Genomic DNA, 19,255 nt, shown 5'->3' on the forward strand with positions numbered 1-19,255 from the left:
GGGCGATATAAATATCGCCCTTTTGCTTTTGCGCTTAATCGGTTGCCAGCGCTATGGATGCCGAGAATAACCTCAGACCTCTTCCATTTTACCCAGCAGTGCGCGCAGACGATCCTGCCATACGTGCTGTTCTTGCTTTAGCTGCTCATTTTCACGCACTAACGCTTCACGGTTACCCGCTGCGTCCTGAACCTCTTGGGACAGGGTGTTGTTTTTTTCTTTCAGCTCTTCAATTTCCATCTGCAACAAAGTGATGGTATCAATCGCCTGCTGAACTTTACCTTCCAGTTTCTCAAATACTTCAAATGACATTCTTTAGTCCCCTCATGATCGCAAGGCGTACATCTATTGGTAGCGGTCGCATTTTGAAGATGCAACCACTGCGAATATCCATCGCGCTATATATTCATCGAACTCGGTAACAAGCGCTGTATTTTAACGCGCCCCCGTAAACAGCGGCGCAGCTTGATTAAAACGATTGTATGTAGCCTGTCTCCCCCTGTCTAGCGACATACCGGCACAAAGCACAGTCTCTCGCAATTTACCTAGCGCCACTATCAGCAAATGCTGAAAACCTGCGGCCTGTTATCGCGTCATATTTTACATATTTACAACAATGGAAAGTAAAAGCACTGGTCTGATCACACTTTCAGAAAGCACTAACACCCACGCGTTACGCGAATTCGCTCATTTTTATGACAAGGCACACAGATTTCGATTTCGCTATTTCTCGTTTGTGCTCGTTAACGATAAATTCACATAAACCCCAAGGATGAATTTGGGGAAAAAACAATAAATACCCTATAACTCTCTGTCTGTAGGACATCACTATGAGCCAAACATCAAGTCCGACCCTAAAAGGCCAGTGCATTGCGGAATTTCTTGGCACCGCTTTGCTGATATTTTTTGGCGTTGGCTGTGTTGCCGCATTAAAATTAGCCGGTGCAAGTTTCGGCCAATGGGAAATCAGTATTATCTGGGGTCTAGGCGTCGCCATGGCCATTTATCTAACGGCAGCCATTTCAGGGGCGCACCTTAACCCCGCCGTCACTATCGCTCTGTGGCTGTTTGCCTGTTTTGATCGCAAAAAAGTCCTTCCTTATATTGTGGCTCAGGTTGTTGGCGCATTCTGCGGCGCGGCTCTGGTCTACGGCCTGTACTACGGCCTGTTTGTTGATTTCGAACAAACCCACCAAGTGGTACGCGGCGGTAGCGAAAGCCTGAATCTGGCAGGAATTTTCTCTACTTACCCAAATGCCCACATCACCGTTTTCCAAGCTTTCCTGGTTGAAACCGTGATTACCGCCATTCTGATGTGCCTGATTCTGGCGTTGACCGACGACGGTAACGGCATTCCACGCGGCCCGCTGGCTCCCCTGCTGATTGGTATCCTGATTGCGGTTATTGGTGCTTCGATGGGGCCATTGACTGGCTTTGCGTTGAACCCGGCTCGTGATTTCGGCCCTAAGGTATTTGCTTATCTGGCTGGCTGGGGCGATATCGCCTTCACGGGCGGGCGTGATATTCCTTACTTCCTGGTACCGATTTTCGGACCTATAGTAGGCGCATTATTAGGTGCATTCGGCTACCGCGCACTGATTGGCCGCCATTTGCCATGTGACGTCTGCGTTGTGGAAGAAGATGCTTCCACCAGCACCACCGAACGTAAAGCGTAATCCAGACACTGGAATAAACGGTAACTAAAGCAGGCTTATTATTATGACAACAGAAAATAATACTGAAAAAAAATACATCGTTGCTCTCGACCAAGGCACCACCAGCTCCCGCGCCGTTGTGCTGGATCATGACGCCAACATCGTGAGCGTTTCCCAACGGGAATTTACCCAAATTTATCCAAAAGCCGGCTGGGTTGAACACGACCCAATGGAAATCTGGGCTACGCAAAGCTCAACTCTGGTAGAAGTGCTGGCAAAAGCCGATATTCGCTCCGATCAAATCGCCGGTATCGGTATCACCAACCAGCGTGAAACCACCATCGTATGGGAAAAAGAAACCGGTAAGCCAATTTATAACGCCATTGTCTGGCAGTGTCGTCGCACCGCAGAAATCTGCGAAAAACTGAAAAAAGACGGGCTGGAAGAGTATATCCGCCACAATACCGGCCTGGTGGTTGATCCCTATTTCTCCGGCACTAAGGTGAAATGGATTCTGGATCACGTGGAAGGCGCTCGTGAACGCGCCAAACGCGGCGAACTATTATTCGGTACCGTGGACACATGGTTAGTGTGGAAGATGACCCAAGGACGGGTACACGTCACGGATTTCACCAACGCATCTCGTACCATGATGTTCAACATTCATCAGTTGGATTGGGATGAGCGCATGCTGGAAGTGCTGGATATTCCGCGCGCCATGCTGCCAAAAGTGCGTTCTTCTTCTGAGATTTATGGGCAAACCAACATCGGTGGTAAAGGCGGTACTCGTATTCCAATCGCCGGTATCGCGGGTGATCAGCAGGCCGCGCTGTATGGCCAGCTGTGCGTTCAACCTGGTATGGCGAAGAATACCTATGGTACCGGCTGCTTCTTGCTGATGAACACCGGCAAAGAGGCGGTACGCTCCAATCACGGCCTGTTAACCACTATCGCCTGCGGCCCACGCGGCGAAGTGAACTATGCGTTAGAAGGGGCGGTGTTTATCGGCGGGGCTTCCATTCAATGGCTGCGTGACGAATTGAAACTGATCAGCGATGCCGCCGATTCCGAATACTTCGCCACCAAAGTGAAAGACAGCAACGGCGTTTACGTCGTGCCAGCCTTCACTGGACTGGGCGCGCCTTACTGGGATCCGTATGCCCGTGGCGCAATCTTCGGTCTGACTCGCGGCGCGAACAGCAACCACATTATTCGCGCAACGCTGGAATCCATCGCTTATCAAACTCGCGACGTGCTGGATGCGATGCAGGCCGATGCCAATACACGCCTACAATCCCTGCGCGTAGACGGCGGTGCGGTAGCCAATAACTTCCTGATGCAGTTCCAGGCAGATATTCTGGGCACTCGCGTTGAACGTCCTGCCGTACGTGAAAGCACCGCATTGGGTGCCGCTTTCCTCGCTGGTTTAGCCATCGGTTTCTGGAACGATCTGGACGAAGTTAAGAGCAAAGCAACCATTGAGCGGGAATTCCGCCCAAGCATCGAAACGACGGAACGTAACTACCGTTACAGCGGTTGGAAAAAAGCCGTGGCCCGTGCTCAAGCCTGGGAAGAACACGACTAATATTGTCAACTTTCGCATCGCAGCAGCCAGAGCTGTAATTTGAAAGAGTACATGCATGACCCATCACGCGCTGTCGCTCCCCCCGGCAGCGCGTTTTTTATCCCTTCGCCCCTGCCGCCACGCCCCAGTGTGATAGAATTCCCGCTCTATATCCGTTTTCCCATTCTGCAATTAACAGGTCGAGCCATGAAACGTGAATTAGCCATCGAATTCTCCCGCGTAACCGAAGCCGCCGCCTTGGCGGGCTACAAATGGTTAGGTCGGGGTGACAAAAATGCCGCCGACGGCGCTGCCGTACGAGCTATGCGCATTATGCTCAACAAGGTCAATATCGATGGCCGGATCGTGATCGGCGAAGGGGAAATTGATGAAGCCCCGATGCTGTTTATCGGCGAAAATGTCGGGACTGGCGAAGGAGATACGGTAGATATCGCCGTTGACCCTATTGAAGGCACCCGCATGACCGCAATGGGCCAATCTAACGCTCTGGCTGTTTTGGCGGTTGGTGATAAGGGCACCTTCCTACATGCGCCTGATATGTATATGGAAAAACTGGTGGTCGGCCCGGGAGCCAAAGGCGCAATTGATCTCAATTTACCGTTGGCTGATAACCTGAAAAATATCGCCCATAAACTCAATAAACCGTTATCAGAACTGACGGTTATTACGCTGGCTAAGCCACGCCACGACGGTGTGATTGCCCAAATGCAGCAAATGGGCGTCAAAGTGTTTGCCATTCCTGACGGTGACGTCGCGGCCTCTATCCTAACCTGTATGCCGGAAAGCGAAGTGGATGTGATGTACTGCGTCGGCGGCGCGCCGGAAGGGGTTATTTCCGCAGCGGTCATTCGCGCACTGGACGGCGATATGCAAGGGCGTTTGTTGCCGCGTCATGAAGTCAAAGGGGACAACGAAGAAAACCGTCGTTTAGGAGAGCAAGAGCTGGAGCGCTGTCTGAGCATGCGCATCGAGGCGGGTAAAGTACTGCGTCTGGACGATATTGCTCGTAACGATAACGTGATCTTCTCAGCGACCGGTATTACCAAAGGGGATTTGCTGGAAGGTATTTATCGTAAAGGGAATATGGCCACCACGGAAACCCTGTTGATTCGCGGTAAATCCCGCACCATACGCCGCATTCGCTCTACTCACTTCCTCGATCGTAAAGACGAAGCCTTGCACGAATATCTGCTGTAATTCATCCGACTAAGCAAAAAAATGATAAGGGCACCGAATCACAAGTGCCCTTAACGTCACTAAACCATATGTTCCTGGCGCTGCATCCGATGAGATAGCGGCCACCAGCACAGCAAAATCAACAACGCCATAGCAAACATCAGCAACCCAAGACTAAACTGCCCGGTCTGCGGTAACATCGCCGATAGCCAGGTTGTCAGGCCGGAGCCGATATTCTGCAAGCCTCCCACCAAAGCACCTGCGGCACCCGCCAGGTATGGGAAAGGTTCCATCGCCCCGGTCGTTGCCAGCGGGAATAACATACCCGCGCCAAAGAAGAACAAAGCGGCAGGAATGATCAGCGTCCAGATATTCATGATGCCAAACCAACCGGGAATCCACATCATCAGCCCCGCCAGCAGGCAGCTAATCACTGAGTGCCACATTAAATTATGGAAAGTTCGCCCTTCCCGCCCCGCATACCAAGCCCCGAAAAATGCCGCCGGTATTGGCAGGATAAATAGAATACTGACCGTCAGGCCGCTGAGACCCAATACGCCGCCCATTAATACGCCGGAGCTGGCTTCAAACACCGCAATCCCAGCCAGAGCGCCAATCAGCATCACCAGATAACAGCTAAAAGAACGATCAGATAACAAGGTATAGAAACTGGCCAGCATGCGCGGTTTCTCCGCTCGTTCAGGGCGCGTTTCTGGCAGCCAGCGGAACATGCAAAAAGCCACGCCGCTGCACAATAAGAGTAAAAAAGCGTAGCAGGCGCGCCAGCCAAACCAGCTTGCCAACACGCCACCAATAATGGGTGCCAATAGCGGGCTGACCAAAATCCCCATATTCAACATACTGTTGGCATAACGTAGCGAAGTACCGGCGTATAAATCACGCGGCATGGTACGCGCCATCACACCTGCGACACCGGTGCCCATGCCTTGCAAAGCGCTGGCCGCCACCAACATCGGTAAATTATTAGAGAACAAAGCGCCTAACGCACCGAGCATAAATATCGTCATCCCCGCCAGAATAACTGGACGGCGACCAATGCGGTCAGATAAAGGCCCGTAAATCAACTGCGAAGCACCATAGGTCAACAGATATGCAGCCATAACCCGCTGTACGGCTCCGGGGCGTACGGCAAGATCCTGAGCGATTTCAGCAATCACCGGGACATAAATGGTCTGGGCCATCTGGCCGACAGCAACCAGAATGATTAACATCAGCAGCAGGTGAAAATTCTCTATTTTTCTCATGGTCTTAAGTAATATCTCAATGCAGATTACATGCTTTTTCCTGCGAAAATTTCGGGCAAATCGCAGTACACCTTTAGTTATGGCGCATAAGCTATCAAATTCATAACTTATATCCAGCTAGAGTAAGATTTTGGCAAATAGTACTTTGGCAGTAAAAACGACCGCAACGTAAATTAATCTGTACATCATCAACTGGATTTTAATAAAAATACCCACACTTTATGCTGATAACATTTAATCGATAATGGTTTCGAGCCAAATCCCATAAAATGCCTCCATCGCTATTTACATCATGAGCACATCTGAATAACGGGAGTTGTAAGCATGGCTGAATGGGTCAGTGGTAAAATCACGCACGTTGAACATTGGACGAACGCCTTGTTCAGCATTCAGGTTGACGCGCCAATAGATACCTTTACTGCCGGTCAGTACGCCAAACTGGCACTGGATGTCCACGGTGAACGGGTACAGCGAGCCTATTCCTACGTTAATGCTCCCAGTGATAACAAGCTTGAATTCTATTTGGTCAACGTTCCGGAAGGGAAACTCAGCCCTCGCCTACGTCAGCTTCGGGTCAACGATGAAATTATGGTGACCAAACAAGCCGCAGGTTTCTTCGTTCTGGAAGAAATCCCTGACTGCAACACCCTGTGGATGTTAGCGACGGGTACCGCCATTGGCCCTTATCTGTCGATTTTGCAGGAAGGTCGCGATTTGGAACGTTTCAACAATCTGGTACTGGTTCACGCCGCACGCTTTGCTCAGGATCTCAGTTACCTGCCGCTAATGCAGCAACTGGAGCAACGCTACAATGGCAAACTGAGAATTCAAACCGTGGTCAGTCGTGAAGAGTCCCCCGGTTCTCTGACCGGACGCGTACCTGCGCTGATTGAACATGGCCTGCTGGAAGCGGCGGTAGGTTTGAAGATTGATAGCGAACGCGATCACATCATGCTGTGCGGCAACCCGCAGATGGTCCGCGATACGCAACAGACGTTGAAAGATCAGCGTCAAATGAAAAAACACCTGCGTCGCAAACCCGGCCATATCACCAGCGAACATTACTGGTAACTCGAATCAGCCGTTAAATTTGGTCGAAAAAAAGGGCGCTAAGCGCCCTTTTTCATCTAAATAGCCCGTTATTGTTTTTTCTCAGGCAAAAACTTCACCGGATCTGGTTCCGGGCCAAAACGATTATCGCCTTCGTGACCCAGAAATGCGCCGCAATCAATCAGCATCATGACAATAATCAGCGTGGGAATGAAACGCCCAACGCCCCACTGCCAGATCGGCGCCAACATTTGCCAGTTTCCAGCCATCAGCATCCAGGCCAGCACCACCAACAGCGCCCACCAACCGACTTTATTGCGATCGTGCAGGCGTTTTACCACAACTGCCGCCGTTGGCCACAGCAGAAAAACAATCGCAAAGGCGGCGGTTTGCATCGGCAATATCTCTTGCCCGGCAAGCGTAAAAATAGTCGCCATGGCCAGTAGCCACAGGCCGATCCAAATCCAAAAATCACGACGGCCAATCCGGCCTTTAAACGAAAAACACCATTGCTGAATGGTCATAGAGATTCGATTCCATTTCTTCGAAATTATTGCGCCAAAGTGTACCCTAACGCCGAGCTTAACGAATAATCTTTGCGAGGATTTTTGACAACGGCTACCGAATACCGTTTTAATCTTCCACACACTCCCTTAACTACGGCGTAAGTCATGAGAAATACCATAGCCGCTGTGCTCGCCATTTTAGTGCTAATGGCCACGGTTAGCCGCACAGCTCATGCTGACCCAACGGATAATAGCGGCGCTCCGGTGCCGAACAACCAACCCACTGCGCCCTATCTGCTATCAGGGGCACCGACTTTTGATTTAACCCTGGTAAAATTTCGCGAAAGCTACAACCAGGCCAATCCATCATTACCTATTAATGAATTTCGGGCCATTAGCGCTAAAGATGAGGGCAGCAATCTGACCCGTGCTGCCAGCAAGATTAATGAAAATCTTTATGCCTCAACGGCGCTGGAAAAAGGCACCGGTAAAATAAAAACTCTGCAAATTACTTATTTACCGATTAAAGGTGATGAAGAGAAAGCTGCAAGGCTGGTCGCTATCAGCTATATGGCAGCGTTGATGCGTCAGTTTGAACCCACCTTATCGCTACAGCAAAGTCTGGATAACGTACTCAAACTGCTAGCGCAGGGAAAAGGCTCCCATTTCCATAGCCATGCTGTCGGTGCGATCCGCTATGTAGTGGCAGATAACGGCGAAAAAGGGCTAACTTTCGCTATTGAACCGATTAAGCTGGCACTATCCGAGCCATAATCTCGGCGTAATTAATGACAAAAAGCAAAGCCATTGCCATTAATCATCTCTATACTGTTGGGCAGGTAAACTGCCGGTCCGGCAGTCATTATTATTGACCCTCGCGTCCCTGGTTGGAGGAAGAAACATGCGTCATCCATTAGTTATGGGTAACTGGAAACTGAACGGTAGTACTCACATGGTTAACGAGCTGATCGCTGGCCTGCGTAAAGAACTGAGCAATGTTGACGGCTGTGGCGTTGCCATTGCTCCACCAGCAATCTATCTGAGCCAGGCTAAACACCATCTTTCCGGTAGCCGTATTGCTCTGGGCGCTCAGAACGTCGATGTTAATCTTTCCGGCGCATTTACCGGCGAAACTTCAGCAGAAATGCTGAAAGATATCGGTGCTAAATACATCATTATCGGTCACTCCGAGCGTCGTACTTATCACCACGAAAGTGATGAGTTCATCGCCAAAAAATTCGGCGTACTGAAAGACGCTGGCCTGATCCCAGTACTGTGCATCGGTGAATCTGACGCAGAGAACGAAGCGGGTCAAACTGAAGCCGTTTGCGCTAAGCAACTGGACGCAGTGCTGAACACTTTGGGTGCAAAAGCATTCGAAGGCGCGGTTATCGCTTACGAACCAATCTGGGCCATCGGTACCGGCAAATCAGCCACCCCAGCGCAGGCGCAGGCTGTTCACAAATTCATTCGTGACCATATCGCCAAACAAGATGCTGCAGTAGCTGAACAAGTTATTATTCAGTACGGCGGTTCTGTTAACGATAAAAACGCTGCAGAACTGTTCGCTCAGCCGGACATCGACGGCGCATTGGTTGGCGGCGCATCTCTGAAAGCTGACGCTTTCGCAGTTATCGTTAAAGCCGCAGCTAAAGCGAAAAAAGCATAATTCACGTTTAAATACGTAAAAATGCAAAAACCCCGGTAACGGGGTTTTTTTATGTCTGAATCTCAATGCCGTTTAGCGCTTATTGATCTCGTCAAATACGCCGCCGGTAGCAAAATGCACCTGTTGGGCTTTGGTCCACCCGCCGAAAACCTCATCTATGGTAAATAATTTCAATGTTGGGAATTCGCTGGAAAATTTGGCCGCTACTGTCGCATCACGCGGACGATAGAAGTTTTTCGCCGCAATGGTCTGGCCTTCTGGCGAATACAGATACTTCAGGTAAGCATCGGCGACTTCACGGGTTCCACGTTTATCGACGACTTTGTCCACTACCGAAACCGTCGGCTCAGCCAGAATGGAAACGCTCGGCGTCACAATATCAAACTGGTCTTTGCCCAATTCATTCACCGCCAATAGGGCTTCATTCTCCCAGGCAATCAATACGTCGCCAATACCGCGCTCAACGAAGGTATTTGTCGCGCCACGCGCACCGGAGTCCAGCACTTCAACATTTTTATACAGCGTTTTGACGAATTCCTGCGCCTTCGCCTGATCGTTATTGTTGTGCTCCAGAGCGTAGCCCCAGGCCGCCAGATAGTTCCAGCGAGCGCCACCGGAAGTTTTCGGATTCGGCGTAATCACGGAAATCCCCGGTTTTACCAAATCTGACCAATCGTGAATTTGCTTGGGATTACCTTTACGCACCAGAAAAACGATGGTTGAAGTATAAGGAGCAGAATTATCCGGCAGGCGCTTAATCCAGTTCTTATCAATCCGACCACGTTCAGCGATTGCGTCCACATCGTAGGCCAAAGCTAGCGTCACGACATCGGCTTCAATACCATTGATAACTGAGGTTGCCTGCTTACCAGAGCCGCCGTGCGACTGACGTACCGTGACTTTATCCCCAGTTTGCTGCTGCCAGTGTTTACTGAAAGCCTGATTATATTCCTGATAGAATTCCCGCGTTGGGTCGTAAGAAACATTCAACAACTGAATATCTTTTGCCACGGCACCTGATGCCACCAGCATTAATGTTAAACCTACACCCCATTTGCGCATCGCCCGCTCCCCAGAATTTATATAATCAACCCCAATAGGTTGGATAAGATAAAGCCTGCCAGAAACTAAGCTAACGATTAAAGAATAAAAAATACCCTATTATATCTTTAAGAAATATACGTTCCGTAAAATGCAAAAAACCCCCGCGAGCGGAGGCTTTTTTCAGACCTGGAACGTGGATTAGAACAGTTTTTTCGCTGTGTCGTACCAGTCTTCTTTGAATTTGCTTTTCTTGTTCTTCGGATCGATACACACAGAAATCAGGTCGTTAACCATTTTCTCATTCTGTACGCCGACGCAAAGACCGCCTTTGCTCTGATCAACATTTTTCATCAGCAGTTCAACCGCATAAGCACCCATACGGGAAGCCAGAATTCGGTCATAAGCTACCGGTGAACCACCGCGCTGAATGTGGCCCAGTACGGTTGCACGGGTTTCACGGCCAGTTTCTTTCTCGATATATTTAGCCAACTCATCGATATCACAGAGTTTTTCGGTGATAGCCACGATGGCATGTTTTTTACCTTTGGCGATACCGGCTTTGATCTCACAAACCAGATCGTCCGGATTGAAAGGCACTTCCGGAATCGCGATAAACTCACAACCACCGGCGATAGCTGCAGCCAGAGTCAAATCGCCACAGTAGCGTCCCATCACTTCAACGATAGAAATACGTTGATGAGAAGAAGAGGTGTCACGTAAACGGTCAATGGCCTCAACCACAGTATCCAACGCAGTGAAGAAACCGATGGTGTAGTCAGTACCCGCCACATCGTTATCAATGGTGCCCGGCAGGCCAACGCAGGAAATACCGCCTTCCGCCTGCAGTAAATCAGCACCGGCATAAGAACCATCGCCGCCGATAACAACCAATCCATCGATACCGCGCGCTTTCATGTTCTCAATGGCTTTTGCACGAATGGCCGGATCGCGGAACTCAGGGAAACGCGCAGAACCCAGGAAAGTACCGCCCCGGTTGATCATGTCTGAAACGCTGTAGCGATCCAGCTGTTCCATGCGATCTTCATACAAGCCGAGGTAACCATCATAAATACCGAAAACTTCCAGCCCTTCAGACAAAGCAGCGCGAACCACCCCACGAATTGCCGCGTTCATACCTGGCGCGTCACCGCCGCTTGTTAGCACACCGATTTTCTTTACCATGACTACCTCTGAACTTGTAGATGCGATTTTTTGAGAATTCTTTATTAGCCGATTATGCCATGAGCACGATACTAGTACATAAAATCAACGCTACGACCATGATATTGGATATTATAGCAAAAACACTATGCTGAATTGATTCAAGTCACACGAAGTAACGGTAAATATTTCCATCATTCTGTAACACAGTTTCAAGAATCAACGCAAAATTACAGCTCCCAATGAGCATGGCGCTCTTTTGGCACTACCGAGCAAGGATCTTGATGGATAAGCACATCAGCACCCGGAAAACGGTGTAACAACGCGCGTTCAACCTGTTCAGCTAAAATATGCGCCTGCATCAACGGTAGATCGTCTTCCATCTCCAGATGCAGCTGGATAAAACGAGTCGGCCCGGATTGCCGCGTACGTAGATCATGAGCGCCAATCACTCCCGGCCAGGAAGTCACAGTATCAATAATGGCCTGCCGTTCTTCATCAGGTAAGGCCCTATCAAGCAATGACTGTACCGCTTCATAGCCCATACGCAGGGCGCTATATAAAATATAAACGCCTATACCCAGCGCAAATAACGCATCGGCGCGGTGAAAACCGTACCAACTTAAAGCCAATGCTATAAGAATAGCACCATTCATCATCACGTCTGATTGATAATGTAGCATGTCGGCCCGTATCGCCTGGCTTTGGGTTTTACGCACCACCCAGCGCTGAAATGTGACTAAAATCAGGGTACTGAATAACGCGACTAAAGTAACGCCGACGCCTATACCGGGATCTTGTAAGGGTTCCGGCGAGGCGAGATGCTGGAAGCCGGTTAAAAACAGGAATAAAGCGGAGCCAGAAATAAACATACTTTGAGCCAAAGCGGCCAAAGACTCGGCTTTGCCATGACCAAAGGTATGCTCTTCGTCCGCTGGTTGCAGGGAGTAACGCACCACAAACAGATTAGTGAGAGAGGCAGCCAGATCCACCAGTGAATCGACCAAAGCCGCCAATACGCTGACAGAACCGGTCGCCCACCAGGCAAATATTTTAATTAACAGTAGAATTGATGCTAGTGCAGTAGCCGATAAGGCCGCAGCTTTAACCAGCCGCGCATATTGCAGATCCATAACTTGTCCCAAATTGAATCTTAGGGGGCAAGTATAACGGATACCGGCAAAAAAAAGCCCTCCATCATGGAGGGCTAAAAGACAGGGATGGTGTCTATGGCAAGGAAAACAGGGTATTACTGGGTAGTACCTTACGGTACTGGATAGTACTTTACTTCTGGGCAGAAGCCGGTTGTGCTGCTGGAGCCTGCTGCACTGTAGCCATCCGCTGTTTATGCATCTGGTTTAAGGCAGTTTTTTGCTCTGGCGTCAGCAGGTTGTACATTTGGTTGCGTACTTTGGCCATTTCGACCTGACGCTCAACCTGTTGTTTAGACATTTTTTCAGCCTGCGCTCGAACTGCGGCTTCATCAAATTTATCTGCGGTAATCAGACTATGCATTGCTTCCCGATCAGCGACAGGCATTGCCGTTTTAGTTCCGCGATGCTGGCGCATCAGATCGCGCATCTGCTGACGCTGTTGCTCAGTCAGGTTCAAGCCTTCAAACATGTTATGGTGGCCGCGACCACCTTTCATCATTTTGCCGTCGAAGTCGTGACACCAGTTGCCAGCGGTTGCAACAGTATCAGCGGCAAATGCGGCGGTAGAGCCGAAGGCCAACATTGACGCTATAACTAACGTTGTTACTTTACGCATGATTAACTCCTGGATTCACTCTGCTATGCAATTCAATGTTAAGCAGTGTATAGGTCTGGCTGAAAACTAGCGTCAGTGCATGTAAAACTGAGGTCAGGGGATGTAAATCTAGGTAAAGTCATAGAATCGCGGCAATTGTTAACGTATTTTGCGTCTAGAGGTGAAATAACTATGCATAAAATTCTACTTGTTGATGACGATCGCGAACTAACTTCGCTATTGAAAGAATTACTTGAAATGGAAGGCTTCAACGTTGTTGTTGCCTATGACGGCGAGCAAGCGCTAAACCTGCTGGACAGTTCGATCGACCTGCTTTTGCTGGACATTATGATGCCGCGTAAAAACGGTATCGAAACCTTAAAAGAGCTACGTCAACATCACCAAACGCCGGTGATTATGCTGACCGCGCGCGGCAGTGAATTGGACCGGGTTCTGGGTCTGGAGTTAGGCGCAGATGACTATTTGGCCAAACCGTTTAACGATCGTGAATTGGTAGCACGCATACGCGCTATTTTGCGTCGTTCCAATTGGAGCGAACAGCAGCAGAATGTAGATCAAGGCGCACCAACGCTAGAAGTTGACTGCCTGCAACTGAATCCGGGTCGTCAGGAAGCCAGCTTTGAAGGTCAGGTACTAGATTTAACCGGCACAGAATTTACCTTGCTGTATTTACTCGCTCAGCATCTGGGCCAAGTGGTTTCGCGTGAACTTCTCAGCCAGGAAGTCTTGGGCAAACGACTGACGCCATTTGATCGCGCCATTGATATGCATATTTCCAACCTGCGTCGTAAGTTACCGGAACGTCAGGATGGTTTACCTTGGTTCAAGACCTTGCGTGGCCGCGGATATTTGATGGTATCTGAAACATGATCAACAGTTTGACGGCGCGAATCTTCGCTATTTTCTGGTTTACTCTAGCGCTAGTGCTCATGCTAGTGCTGATGGTGCCTAAGCTGGATTCGCGGCAGTTAACGCCGTTATTAGAAAATGAGCAGCGGCAGGGCGTCATGCTGGAACAGCATATTGAAGTTGAACTGGCCAACGATCCTGCCAATGATTTGATGTGGTGGCGGCGGCTGTATCGCGCCATTGAGAAATGGGCCCCCCCCGGCCAGCATCTGGTGTTAGTGACCAGCGAAGGCCGGGTGATTGGCGCTGAACGTCATGAAATGCAGATTGTACGTAACTTTATTGGCCAATCGGATAATGCCGATCAGCCGAAAAAGAAAAAGTATGGTCGATCAGAAATGGTCGGGCCATTTTCTATTCGTGATGGTGATGACAACTACCAACTCTATTTAATTCGACCAGCAAGTAGCCCACAGTCCGACTTTATCAACCTGATGTTTGATCGGCCGTTACTGTTACTGATTGCCACCATGTTGATCAGTGCGCCTCTGCTTCTCTGGCTGGCATGGAGCCTGGCTAAACCGGCTCGTAAACTGAAAAATGCCGCCGATGACGTGGCTCGCGGAAATCTGAAACAGCATCCTGAACTGGAATCCGGCCCGCAGGAATTCCTAGCCACGGGTGCCAGTTTCAACCAAATGATCAGTGCGTTGGAACGAATGGTTGCCGCACAACAGCGGTTGATTTCCGATATTTCCCATGAGCTTCGCACCCCGCTGACTCGCCTTCAGTTGGCGACAGCGTTGATGCGCCGTCGCCATGGAGAGGGAAAAGAGCTGGAACGCATTGAAACAGAAGCTCATCGGTTGGACAGTATGATCAATGATCTGCTAGTGCTTTCCCGTAACCAGCATAAGAATGAGCTAGCACGAGAGCCGATTAAAGCTAATGACCTTTGGTCTAACGTGCTGGAAAATGCGCAATTTGAAGCCGAACAGGTGGGTAAAACGCTGGAAATCTCTGCTCCACCGGGCCCTTGGACGCTATTTGGTAATCCGTCGGCGTTGGATAGCGCGTTGGAAAATATTGTTCGTAATGCTCTGCGGTATTCTCACCACCATATCGCAGTAGCGTTCCAAGCTGATAATCAAGGCGTAACCATCACTGTTGATGATGATGGCCCTGGCGTCAGCGCAGAAGACCGCGAACAGATTTTCCGTCCGTTCTACCGCACTGACGAAGCCCGCGACCGCGAATCCGGCGGTACAGGCCTAGGTTTAGCCATTGTTGAAAACGCCGTAAGCCAGCATCGTGGCTGGGTTAGGGCGGAAGATAGCCCGCTTGGCGGCCTGCGCTTGATTCTCTGGCTTCCTCTACACCCATTCAAAGCCTAGTCATTTGGCCGATCCCACAGGTTCGGCCAGATCGACACATTTTCTCACTGGCCAAATCTGCCCATATCAACGGATGCCCACTGCACCAAATCGGAGTTTCTGGTATCCTGCGCCCCTCTTTACTGGGGGGCCTATGCTGAATATTGTTTTATTTGAACCGGAAATCCCACCGAACACCGGCAATATCATTCGTCTGTGCGCCAATACCGGCTGCCAGCTTCATTTGATCAAGCCCTTGGGCTTTACCTGGGATGACAAAAGGCTGCGCCGAGCGGGCCTCGATTATCATGAGTTTACGAATATTAAGCATCATCATGATTATCAGGCTTTTCTCGACAGCGAAAAACCCGAGCGCCTGTTCGCACTGACCACCAAAGGTACGCCAGCTCATAGTGCGGTGAGTTATCAGGATAAGGATTTTCTGTTATTTGGCCCAGAAACTCGCGGTTTACCTGCCAGTATTCTGGATGCGTTACCGGCACAGCAAAAAATCAGGATTCCAATGCAACCAGATAGCCGCAGTATGAATCTATCGAACGCAGTTTCTGTGGTGGTATATGAGGCATGGCGCCAGCTGGGATATAACGGCGCATTGGTGAAAGAGTAAGAAATTTGTCAGAAAGGGGCTCAGAGTGGCCCCGTTCGATTAATAGCAGGAATCAGATACCGTCGCCGTATTCAAAACCTTGGCTGACGCCGTTGAAGTGCTGGTCCATATCCAGGGAGGGTTTATCACTGTCCGGTTTACCCACGATCCGAGCCGGTACACCCGCCGCAGTGGTATGAGGCGGAACCGCTTGCAATACCACAGAACCCGCACCAATTTTAGCCCCTCGACCTACCTCAATATTGCCCAGAATTTTCGCCCCGGCACCAATCATCACGCCTTCGCGAATTTTAGGATGTCGATCGCCGCTGGTTTTACCGGTACCGCCCAAGGTGACGGATTGCAAAATAGAAACGTCATTTTCAACAACTGCCGTTTCACCAATCACAATACCTGTGGCGTGGTCCAGCATGATGCCGCAGCCAATGGTTGCCGCAGGGTGGATATCAACACCGAAAGCCACAGAGACTTGATTTTGCAGATAAATAGCCAGCGCTTTACGCTCTTGCGCCCATAACCAATGGCCAATTCGATAGGCTTGTAATGCGTGAAAACCTTTCAGATACAGCAGTGGCGTAGAGTATTTATCCACCGCAGGGTCACGCAAGCGCACAGCCAAAATATCGCGCGCGGCGGAAACAATCATATGGGGATCGCTGCGGTAAGCGTTTTCGACCACTTCCCGGATAGCAATAGCAGGCATTATGGGATCGGCTAATTTATTCGCCAGAATATAGCTTAGGGCACTGCCTAAATTCTCATGCTTTAGCAATGTCGCATGAAAAAAGCTGGCCAGCATGGGTTCACAATCAGCCAGCGCCCGCGCTTCTGATTTAATGCTGCTCCAGACCTGCTCTAATTCTTCTGACGACATGCCTTACTCTCCCTATGATACAAACAAGTCACCCCGAGGAAACCCCAAGGTGACTTAGTACGCATTGATCTAACGGGTTAAACGCCGCTTTTTTCGTCTTTTTTGGTGCGCCCTAATAAGGTCAGGGCAGCTTCGCGGGCATTTTTATGGCAGTACAGCACCTGATAGATCTGTTCGGTAATGGGCATTTCAACACCATACCGTTGCGCCAGAGCTAATACTTCCTTGGTATTTCGATAACCTTCGACAACCTGGCCAATCTTGTCCTGCGCTTCTTGAACCCCTGCGCCCTGGCCCAGCATGATACCGAATCTGCGGTTGCGAGATTGATTATCCGTGCAGGTTAGCACCAAATCACCCAGCCCCGCCATGCCCATAAAGGTGGAAGGATCGGCACCCAACGCGGAACCCAAACGGCTCATTTCGGCCAAACCACGGGTAATCAGCGCCGTTCGCGCATTCGCGCCAAAACCGATGCCGTCAGACATACCTGCACCAATGGCAATCACGTTTTTCACCGCGCCGCCGAGCTGCACGCCGATAAAATCTGGGTTGCTGTAAACCCGGAAACTTTTACCGCAGTGGAGCAGCGCTTGCAGGTCTTCGCTGAACTGAGCGTCCGTTGAAGCCAATGCAATCGCCGTGGGCATTCCTGCCGCCAGCTCTTTAGCAAAAGTCGGCCCGGAAACAACCGCCAGCGGAATTGTATCGCCGAGGATTTCCCGTGCTACATCCTGTAGCAAACGCCCGGTTTCAGCTTCCAACCCTTTGGTTGCCCAAACGATACGCGCATCGCTGCGTAAATGGGGTTTTAACTGATGTAAAACGTTGCCAAAAACGTGGCTCGGCACTACCACCAGAATATTACGACTGACCGCCAGTGCGCGGGACAAATCGGTTTCTAGCAATAATGTGTCGGGGAAAGGGACGTCCGGTAGAAAAGCCTGATTACAGCGAGCATCCTGCAACGCCTGAATGTGTTTGGGATCGTGTCCCCACAACACAACGGTGTGACCATTACGCGCTAACGTGATGGCTAATGCGGTGCCGTAAGATCCGGCACCGATTACAGTCATTGAAGCATCAGTGGTGTTCATCAGGCATCCTGACGTTGTTCGGCACCTTCGCCTTCAGTTTGAGCCTGCTGCTGCAAATAGTTCATGAACAGGGCATCAAAATTAACCGGTGCCAGATTCAGCTGAGGGAAAGTACCGCGGGAAACCAGGCTGGTGATACATTCACGGGCATACGGGAACAAAATGTTCGGGCAGTATGCGCCCAGGCAATGTGCCAGTTGGGTGCCATCGATGCCAGCAATGGAGAAAATACCGCCTTGCTGAACTTCACACAAGAATGCAGTTTCTTCGCCCAGAGAGGCCGTAACTGTTACGCGCAGTACCACTTCATACACATCTTCAGCCAGCTGACTGGAAGCAGTATCAAGATCAAGTTTAACTTCTGGCTGCCAATCCTGCTGGAAAACCTGCGGTGCATTTGGCGCTTCGAAAGAGATATCCTTGGTATAAATACGTTGGATCTGGAAAGCCATCTCTGTGTTGTTTTGTTCTGACATGTGTAAAAGTACCCTTAGTTAGACATCCTTATTAAACAGCACTACCGCCGTGGGAATCCCCATCGACGAGTTTAAAGCAGTGGGTCAAGCCCACCGCGCGCATCCAGCGCATGTAAATCATCGCAGCCACCTATGTGCTGCCCATCAATAAATATCTGAGGTACGGTGGAACGTCCGCTGCGTTCAATCATAACTTCACGCGTCGCCATATCACCATCAATCGCGATTTCCTCGAACGCTGCACCTTTGCTGTTTAACAGCGCTTTTGCGCGAACGCAAAACGGGCAGGTCGCTTTGGTGTATATCTCAATTTTCGCCATTGACAAAACCTCAGTTATATTAATATTCCGTTGATAAAGCGATGGTTTTATTACTTACCACGTTTTATTTACCGCGAGCCAGAGGCAGATTTTCACCGCTCCAGCCAGAGATACCCTCTTTCAGAGTAAATACAGGTTCAAAACCGGCTTTGTTCAAATTTTCGGCAGACGTACGAGACGCAGTACCGTTAGCACAAACAACAATAATAGGCTGCGCTTTATGCTTTTCCAACTCGCCCAAGCTGCCGTTTTTAATTTCAGTCGGCGTTAGGTTAATGGAGCTGGCGATATGGCCCTTGCGGTAATCTTCGCGCGAACGGGTATCGACAACAACCGCATCTTCTTTGTTAATCAAACGCGTAGCTTCACCACGAGTGATTTCTTTTACTTTAGACAGGCTGCTTTTAAAGGTGGTGACGATCACGGCAACCAGCAAAGCCACCCAAGCCAGACTCAAAATAGGATGCTGGCTAATGAATTGCATAATTTCTTGCAACATAGGGGGAAAAACTCCCGTTAGTTAGGGGTCAATATTCAAGGTCACAGAGTATACCTGCGCGTTGCAGCAAATACAGCCAGTAAGCAAGTGGTATTGCAGAAACTGAGAGGGATCGCGGAAAGTTTTCATCATTTAAACCACCACAATCACGCCCATCCCACGCCAACCTTGATCTCTTTGGGCTATTTTTAACCTGCTTTGTAGTAAAATTACGAAAGCGATAAGTGTCAATAGCCATGAGCGACCCACGTATAACCC

Annotated in this window: 21 protein-coding genes; 9 read left to right on the forward strand and 12 right to left on the reverse strand. The window is 49.9% G+C overall.

Going from position 1 to position 19,255, the window contains the following annotated elements:
- Positions 1–72: 72 nt before the first annotated feature.
- Positions 73–312 (reverse strand): septal ring assembly protein ZapB, encoded by a 240-nt coding sequence (zapB, locus tag PL78_RS07870; protein ID WP_049601572.1) that lies wholly within the window; start codon positions 310–312, stop codon positions 73–75.
- Between the two features lie 518 nt (positions 313–830).
- On the opposite strand from zapB, the gene PL78_RS07875 reads away from it, so the two are divergent.
- The 3 genes from PL78_RS07875 (at position 831) to glpX (ending at position 4,437) form a co-directional block, all read left to right on the forward strand.
- Positions 831–1,676, forward strand: a complete 846-nt coding sequence (locus PL78_RS07875) for an MIP/aquaporin family protein (RefSeq protein WP_064514548.1) — start codon at positions 831–833, stop codon at positions 1,674–1,676.
- A 43-nt stretch (positions 1,677–1,719) separates the two neighbouring features.
- Entirely contained in the window at positions 1,720–3,240 is a 1,521-nt protein-coding gene (glpK, locus tag PL78_RS07880; protein WP_049601565.1) for a glycerol kinase GlpK, read from the forward strand.
- Positions 3,241–3,426: 186 nt separating this feature from the next.
- On the forward strand, positions 3,427–4,437 hold the full coding sequence (glpX, locus tag PL78_RS07885) for a class II fructose-bisphosphatase (protein WP_064518323.1): 1,011 nt from the start codon (positions 3,427–3,429) through the stop codon (positions 4,435–4,437).
- 59 nt (positions 4,438–4,496) lie between these two features.
- On the opposite strand, the gene emrD is transcribed toward glpX, so the two are convergent.
- Positions 4,497–5,681 carry a multidrug efflux MFS transporter EmrD gene (gene emrD, locus PL78_RS07890; RefSeq protein ID WP_064514550.1) on the reverse strand — a complete coding sequence of 395 codons (1,185 nt, stop codon included), beginning with the start codon at positions 5,679–5,681 and terminating at the stop codon, positions 4,497–4,499.
- Between the two features lie 324 nt (positions 5,682–6,005).
- On the opposite strand from emrD, the gene fpr reads away from it, so the two are divergent.
- Entirely contained in the window at positions 6,006–6,752 is a 747-nt protein-coding gene (fpr, locus tag PL78_RS07895; RefSeq protein WP_064514552.1) for a ferredoxin--NADP(+) reductase, read from the forward strand.
- A gap of 68 nt (positions 6,753–6,820) precedes the next feature.
- On the opposite strand, the gene PL78_RS07900 is transcribed toward fpr, so the two are convergent.
- Positions 6,821–7,255, reverse strand: coding sequence for a DUF805 domain-containing protein (locus PL78_RS07900; protein ID WP_064514554.1), 435 nt, complete (start codon positions 7,253–7,255; stop codon positions 6,821–6,823).
- A gap of 147 nt (positions 7,256–7,402) precedes the next feature.
- On the opposite strand from PL78_RS07900, the gene PL78_RS07905 reads away from it, so the two are divergent.
- Both PL78_RS07905 and tpiA read left to right on the forward strand, forming a co-directional pair.
- A complete protein-coding gene (locus tag PL78_RS07905; protein WP_064514559.1) occupies positions 7,403–8,011 on the forward strand; it encodes a DUF1454 family protein in 609 nt (202 codons plus the stop codon).
- 127 nt (positions 8,012–8,138) lie between these two features.
- The gene (gene tpiA, locus PL78_RS07910) at positions 8,139–8,906 is read left to right on the forward strand and encodes a triose-phosphate isomerase (RefSeq protein ID WP_064514561.1); all 768 of its coding nucleotides are present in this window, start codon (positions 8,139–8,141) and stop codon (positions 8,904–8,906) included.
- A 72-nt stretch (positions 8,907–8,978) separates the two neighbouring features.
- On the opposite strand, the gene PL78_RS07915 is transcribed toward tpiA, so the two are convergent.
- The 4 genes from PL78_RS07915 to cpxP form a co-directional block, all read right to left on the reverse strand.
- Entirely contained in the window at positions 8,979–9,968 is a 990-nt protein-coding gene (locus PL78_RS07915) for a sulfate ABC transporter substrate-binding protein (RefSeq protein ID WP_064514563.1), read from the reverse strand.
- 180 nt (positions 9,969–10,148) lie between these two features.
- Positions 10,149–11,132: a 6-phosphofructokinase gene (pfkA, locus tag PL78_RS07920; RefSeq protein ID WP_064514565.1), complete on the reverse strand. Its 984-nt coding sequence runs from the start codon at positions 11,130–11,132 to the stop codon at positions 10,149–10,151.
- A 209-nt stretch (positions 11,133–11,341) separates the two neighbouring features.
- A complete protein-coding gene (gene fieF, locus PL78_RS07925) occupies positions 11,342–12,244 on the reverse strand; it encodes a CDF family cation-efflux transporter FieF (protein ID WP_064514568.1) in 903 nt (300 codons plus the stop codon).
- A gap of 151 nt (positions 12,245–12,395) precedes the next feature.
- Positions 12,396–12,881, reverse strand: a complete 486-nt coding sequence (gene cpxP, locus PL78_RS07930) for a cell-envelope stress modulator CpxP (RefSeq protein WP_064514570.1) — start codon at positions 12,879–12,881, stop codon at positions 12,396–12,398.
- Positions 12,882–13,052: 171 nt separating this feature from the next.
- On the opposite strand from cpxP, the gene cpxR reads away from it, so the two are divergent.
- The 3 genes from cpxR (at position 13,053) to trmL (ending at position 15,731) form a co-directional block, all read left to right on the forward strand.
- Positions 13,053–13,751, forward strand: a complete 699-nt coding sequence (gene cpxR, locus PL78_RS07935) for an envelope stress response regulator transcription factor CpxR (RefSeq protein WP_064514572.1) — start codon at positions 13,053–13,055, stop codon at positions 13,749–13,751.
- A complete protein-coding gene (gene cpxA / locus PL78_RS07940) occupies positions 13,748–15,124 on the forward strand; it encodes an envelope stress sensor histidine kinase CpxA (RefSeq protein WP_064514574.1) in 1,377 nt (458 codons plus the stop codon). The genes cpxR and cpxA overlap by 4 nt, the downstream gene beginning before the upstream one ends.
- A gap of 133 nt (positions 15,125–15,257) precedes the next feature.
- Entirely contained in the window at positions 15,258–15,731 is a 474-nt protein-coding gene (gene trmL, locus PL78_RS07945; protein WP_064514576.1) for a tRNA (uridine(34)/cytosine(34)/5-carboxymethylaminomethyluridine(34)-2'-O)-methyltransferase TrmL, read from the forward strand.
- Positions 15,732–15,783: 52 nt separating this feature from the next.
- Here the strand turns inward: trmL and cysE are convergent, their stop codons facing one another.
- The 5 genes from cysE to PL78_RS07970 all read right to left on the reverse strand — a co-directional run bounded on the left by cysE (position 15,784) and on the right by PL78_RS07970 (position 18,997).
- Positions 15,784–16,605, reverse strand: a complete 822-nt coding sequence (gene cysE, locus PL78_RS07950; protein WP_064514578.1) for a serine O-acetyltransferase — start codon at positions 16,603–16,605, stop codon at positions 15,784–15,786.
- Positions 16,606–16,682: 77 nt separating this feature from the next.
- Positions 16,683–17,702 carry an NAD(P)H-dependent glycerol-3-phosphate dehydrogenase gene (gpsA, locus tag PL78_RS07955; RefSeq protein WP_064514581.1) on the reverse strand — a complete coding sequence of 340 codons (1,020 nt, stop codon included), beginning with the start codon at positions 17,700–17,702 and terminating at the stop codon, positions 16,683–16,685.
- Positions 17,702–18,178, reverse strand: coding sequence for a protein-export chaperone SecB (gene secB, locus PL78_RS07960; protein WP_049601518.1), 477 nt, complete (start codon positions 18,176–18,178; stop codon positions 17,702–17,704). Before secB ends, gpsA begins: the two co-directional genes overlap by 1 nt.
- 71 nt (positions 18,179–18,249) lie before the next feature.
- Positions 18,250–18,498: a glutaredoxin 3 gene (grxC, locus tag PL78_RS07965; RefSeq protein WP_064514583.1), complete on the reverse strand. Its 249-nt coding sequence runs from the start codon at positions 18,496–18,498 to the stop codon at positions 18,250–18,252.
- A gap of 64 nt (positions 18,499–18,562) precedes the next feature.
- Positions 18,563–18,997, reverse strand: a complete 435-nt coding sequence (locus PL78_RS07970; RefSeq protein ID WP_064514585.1) for a rhodanese-like domain-containing protein — start codon at positions 18,995–18,997, stop codon at positions 18,563–18,565.
- Positions 18,998–19,255: the final 258 nt, after the last annotated feature.

The sequence above is a fragment of the Yersinia entomophaga genome, from assembly GCF_001656035.1.
In the GTDB taxonomy this organism is placed as follows: domain Bacteria; phylum Pseudomonadota; class Gammaproteobacteria; order Enterobacterales; family Enterobacteriaceae; genus Yersinia; species Yersinia entomophaga.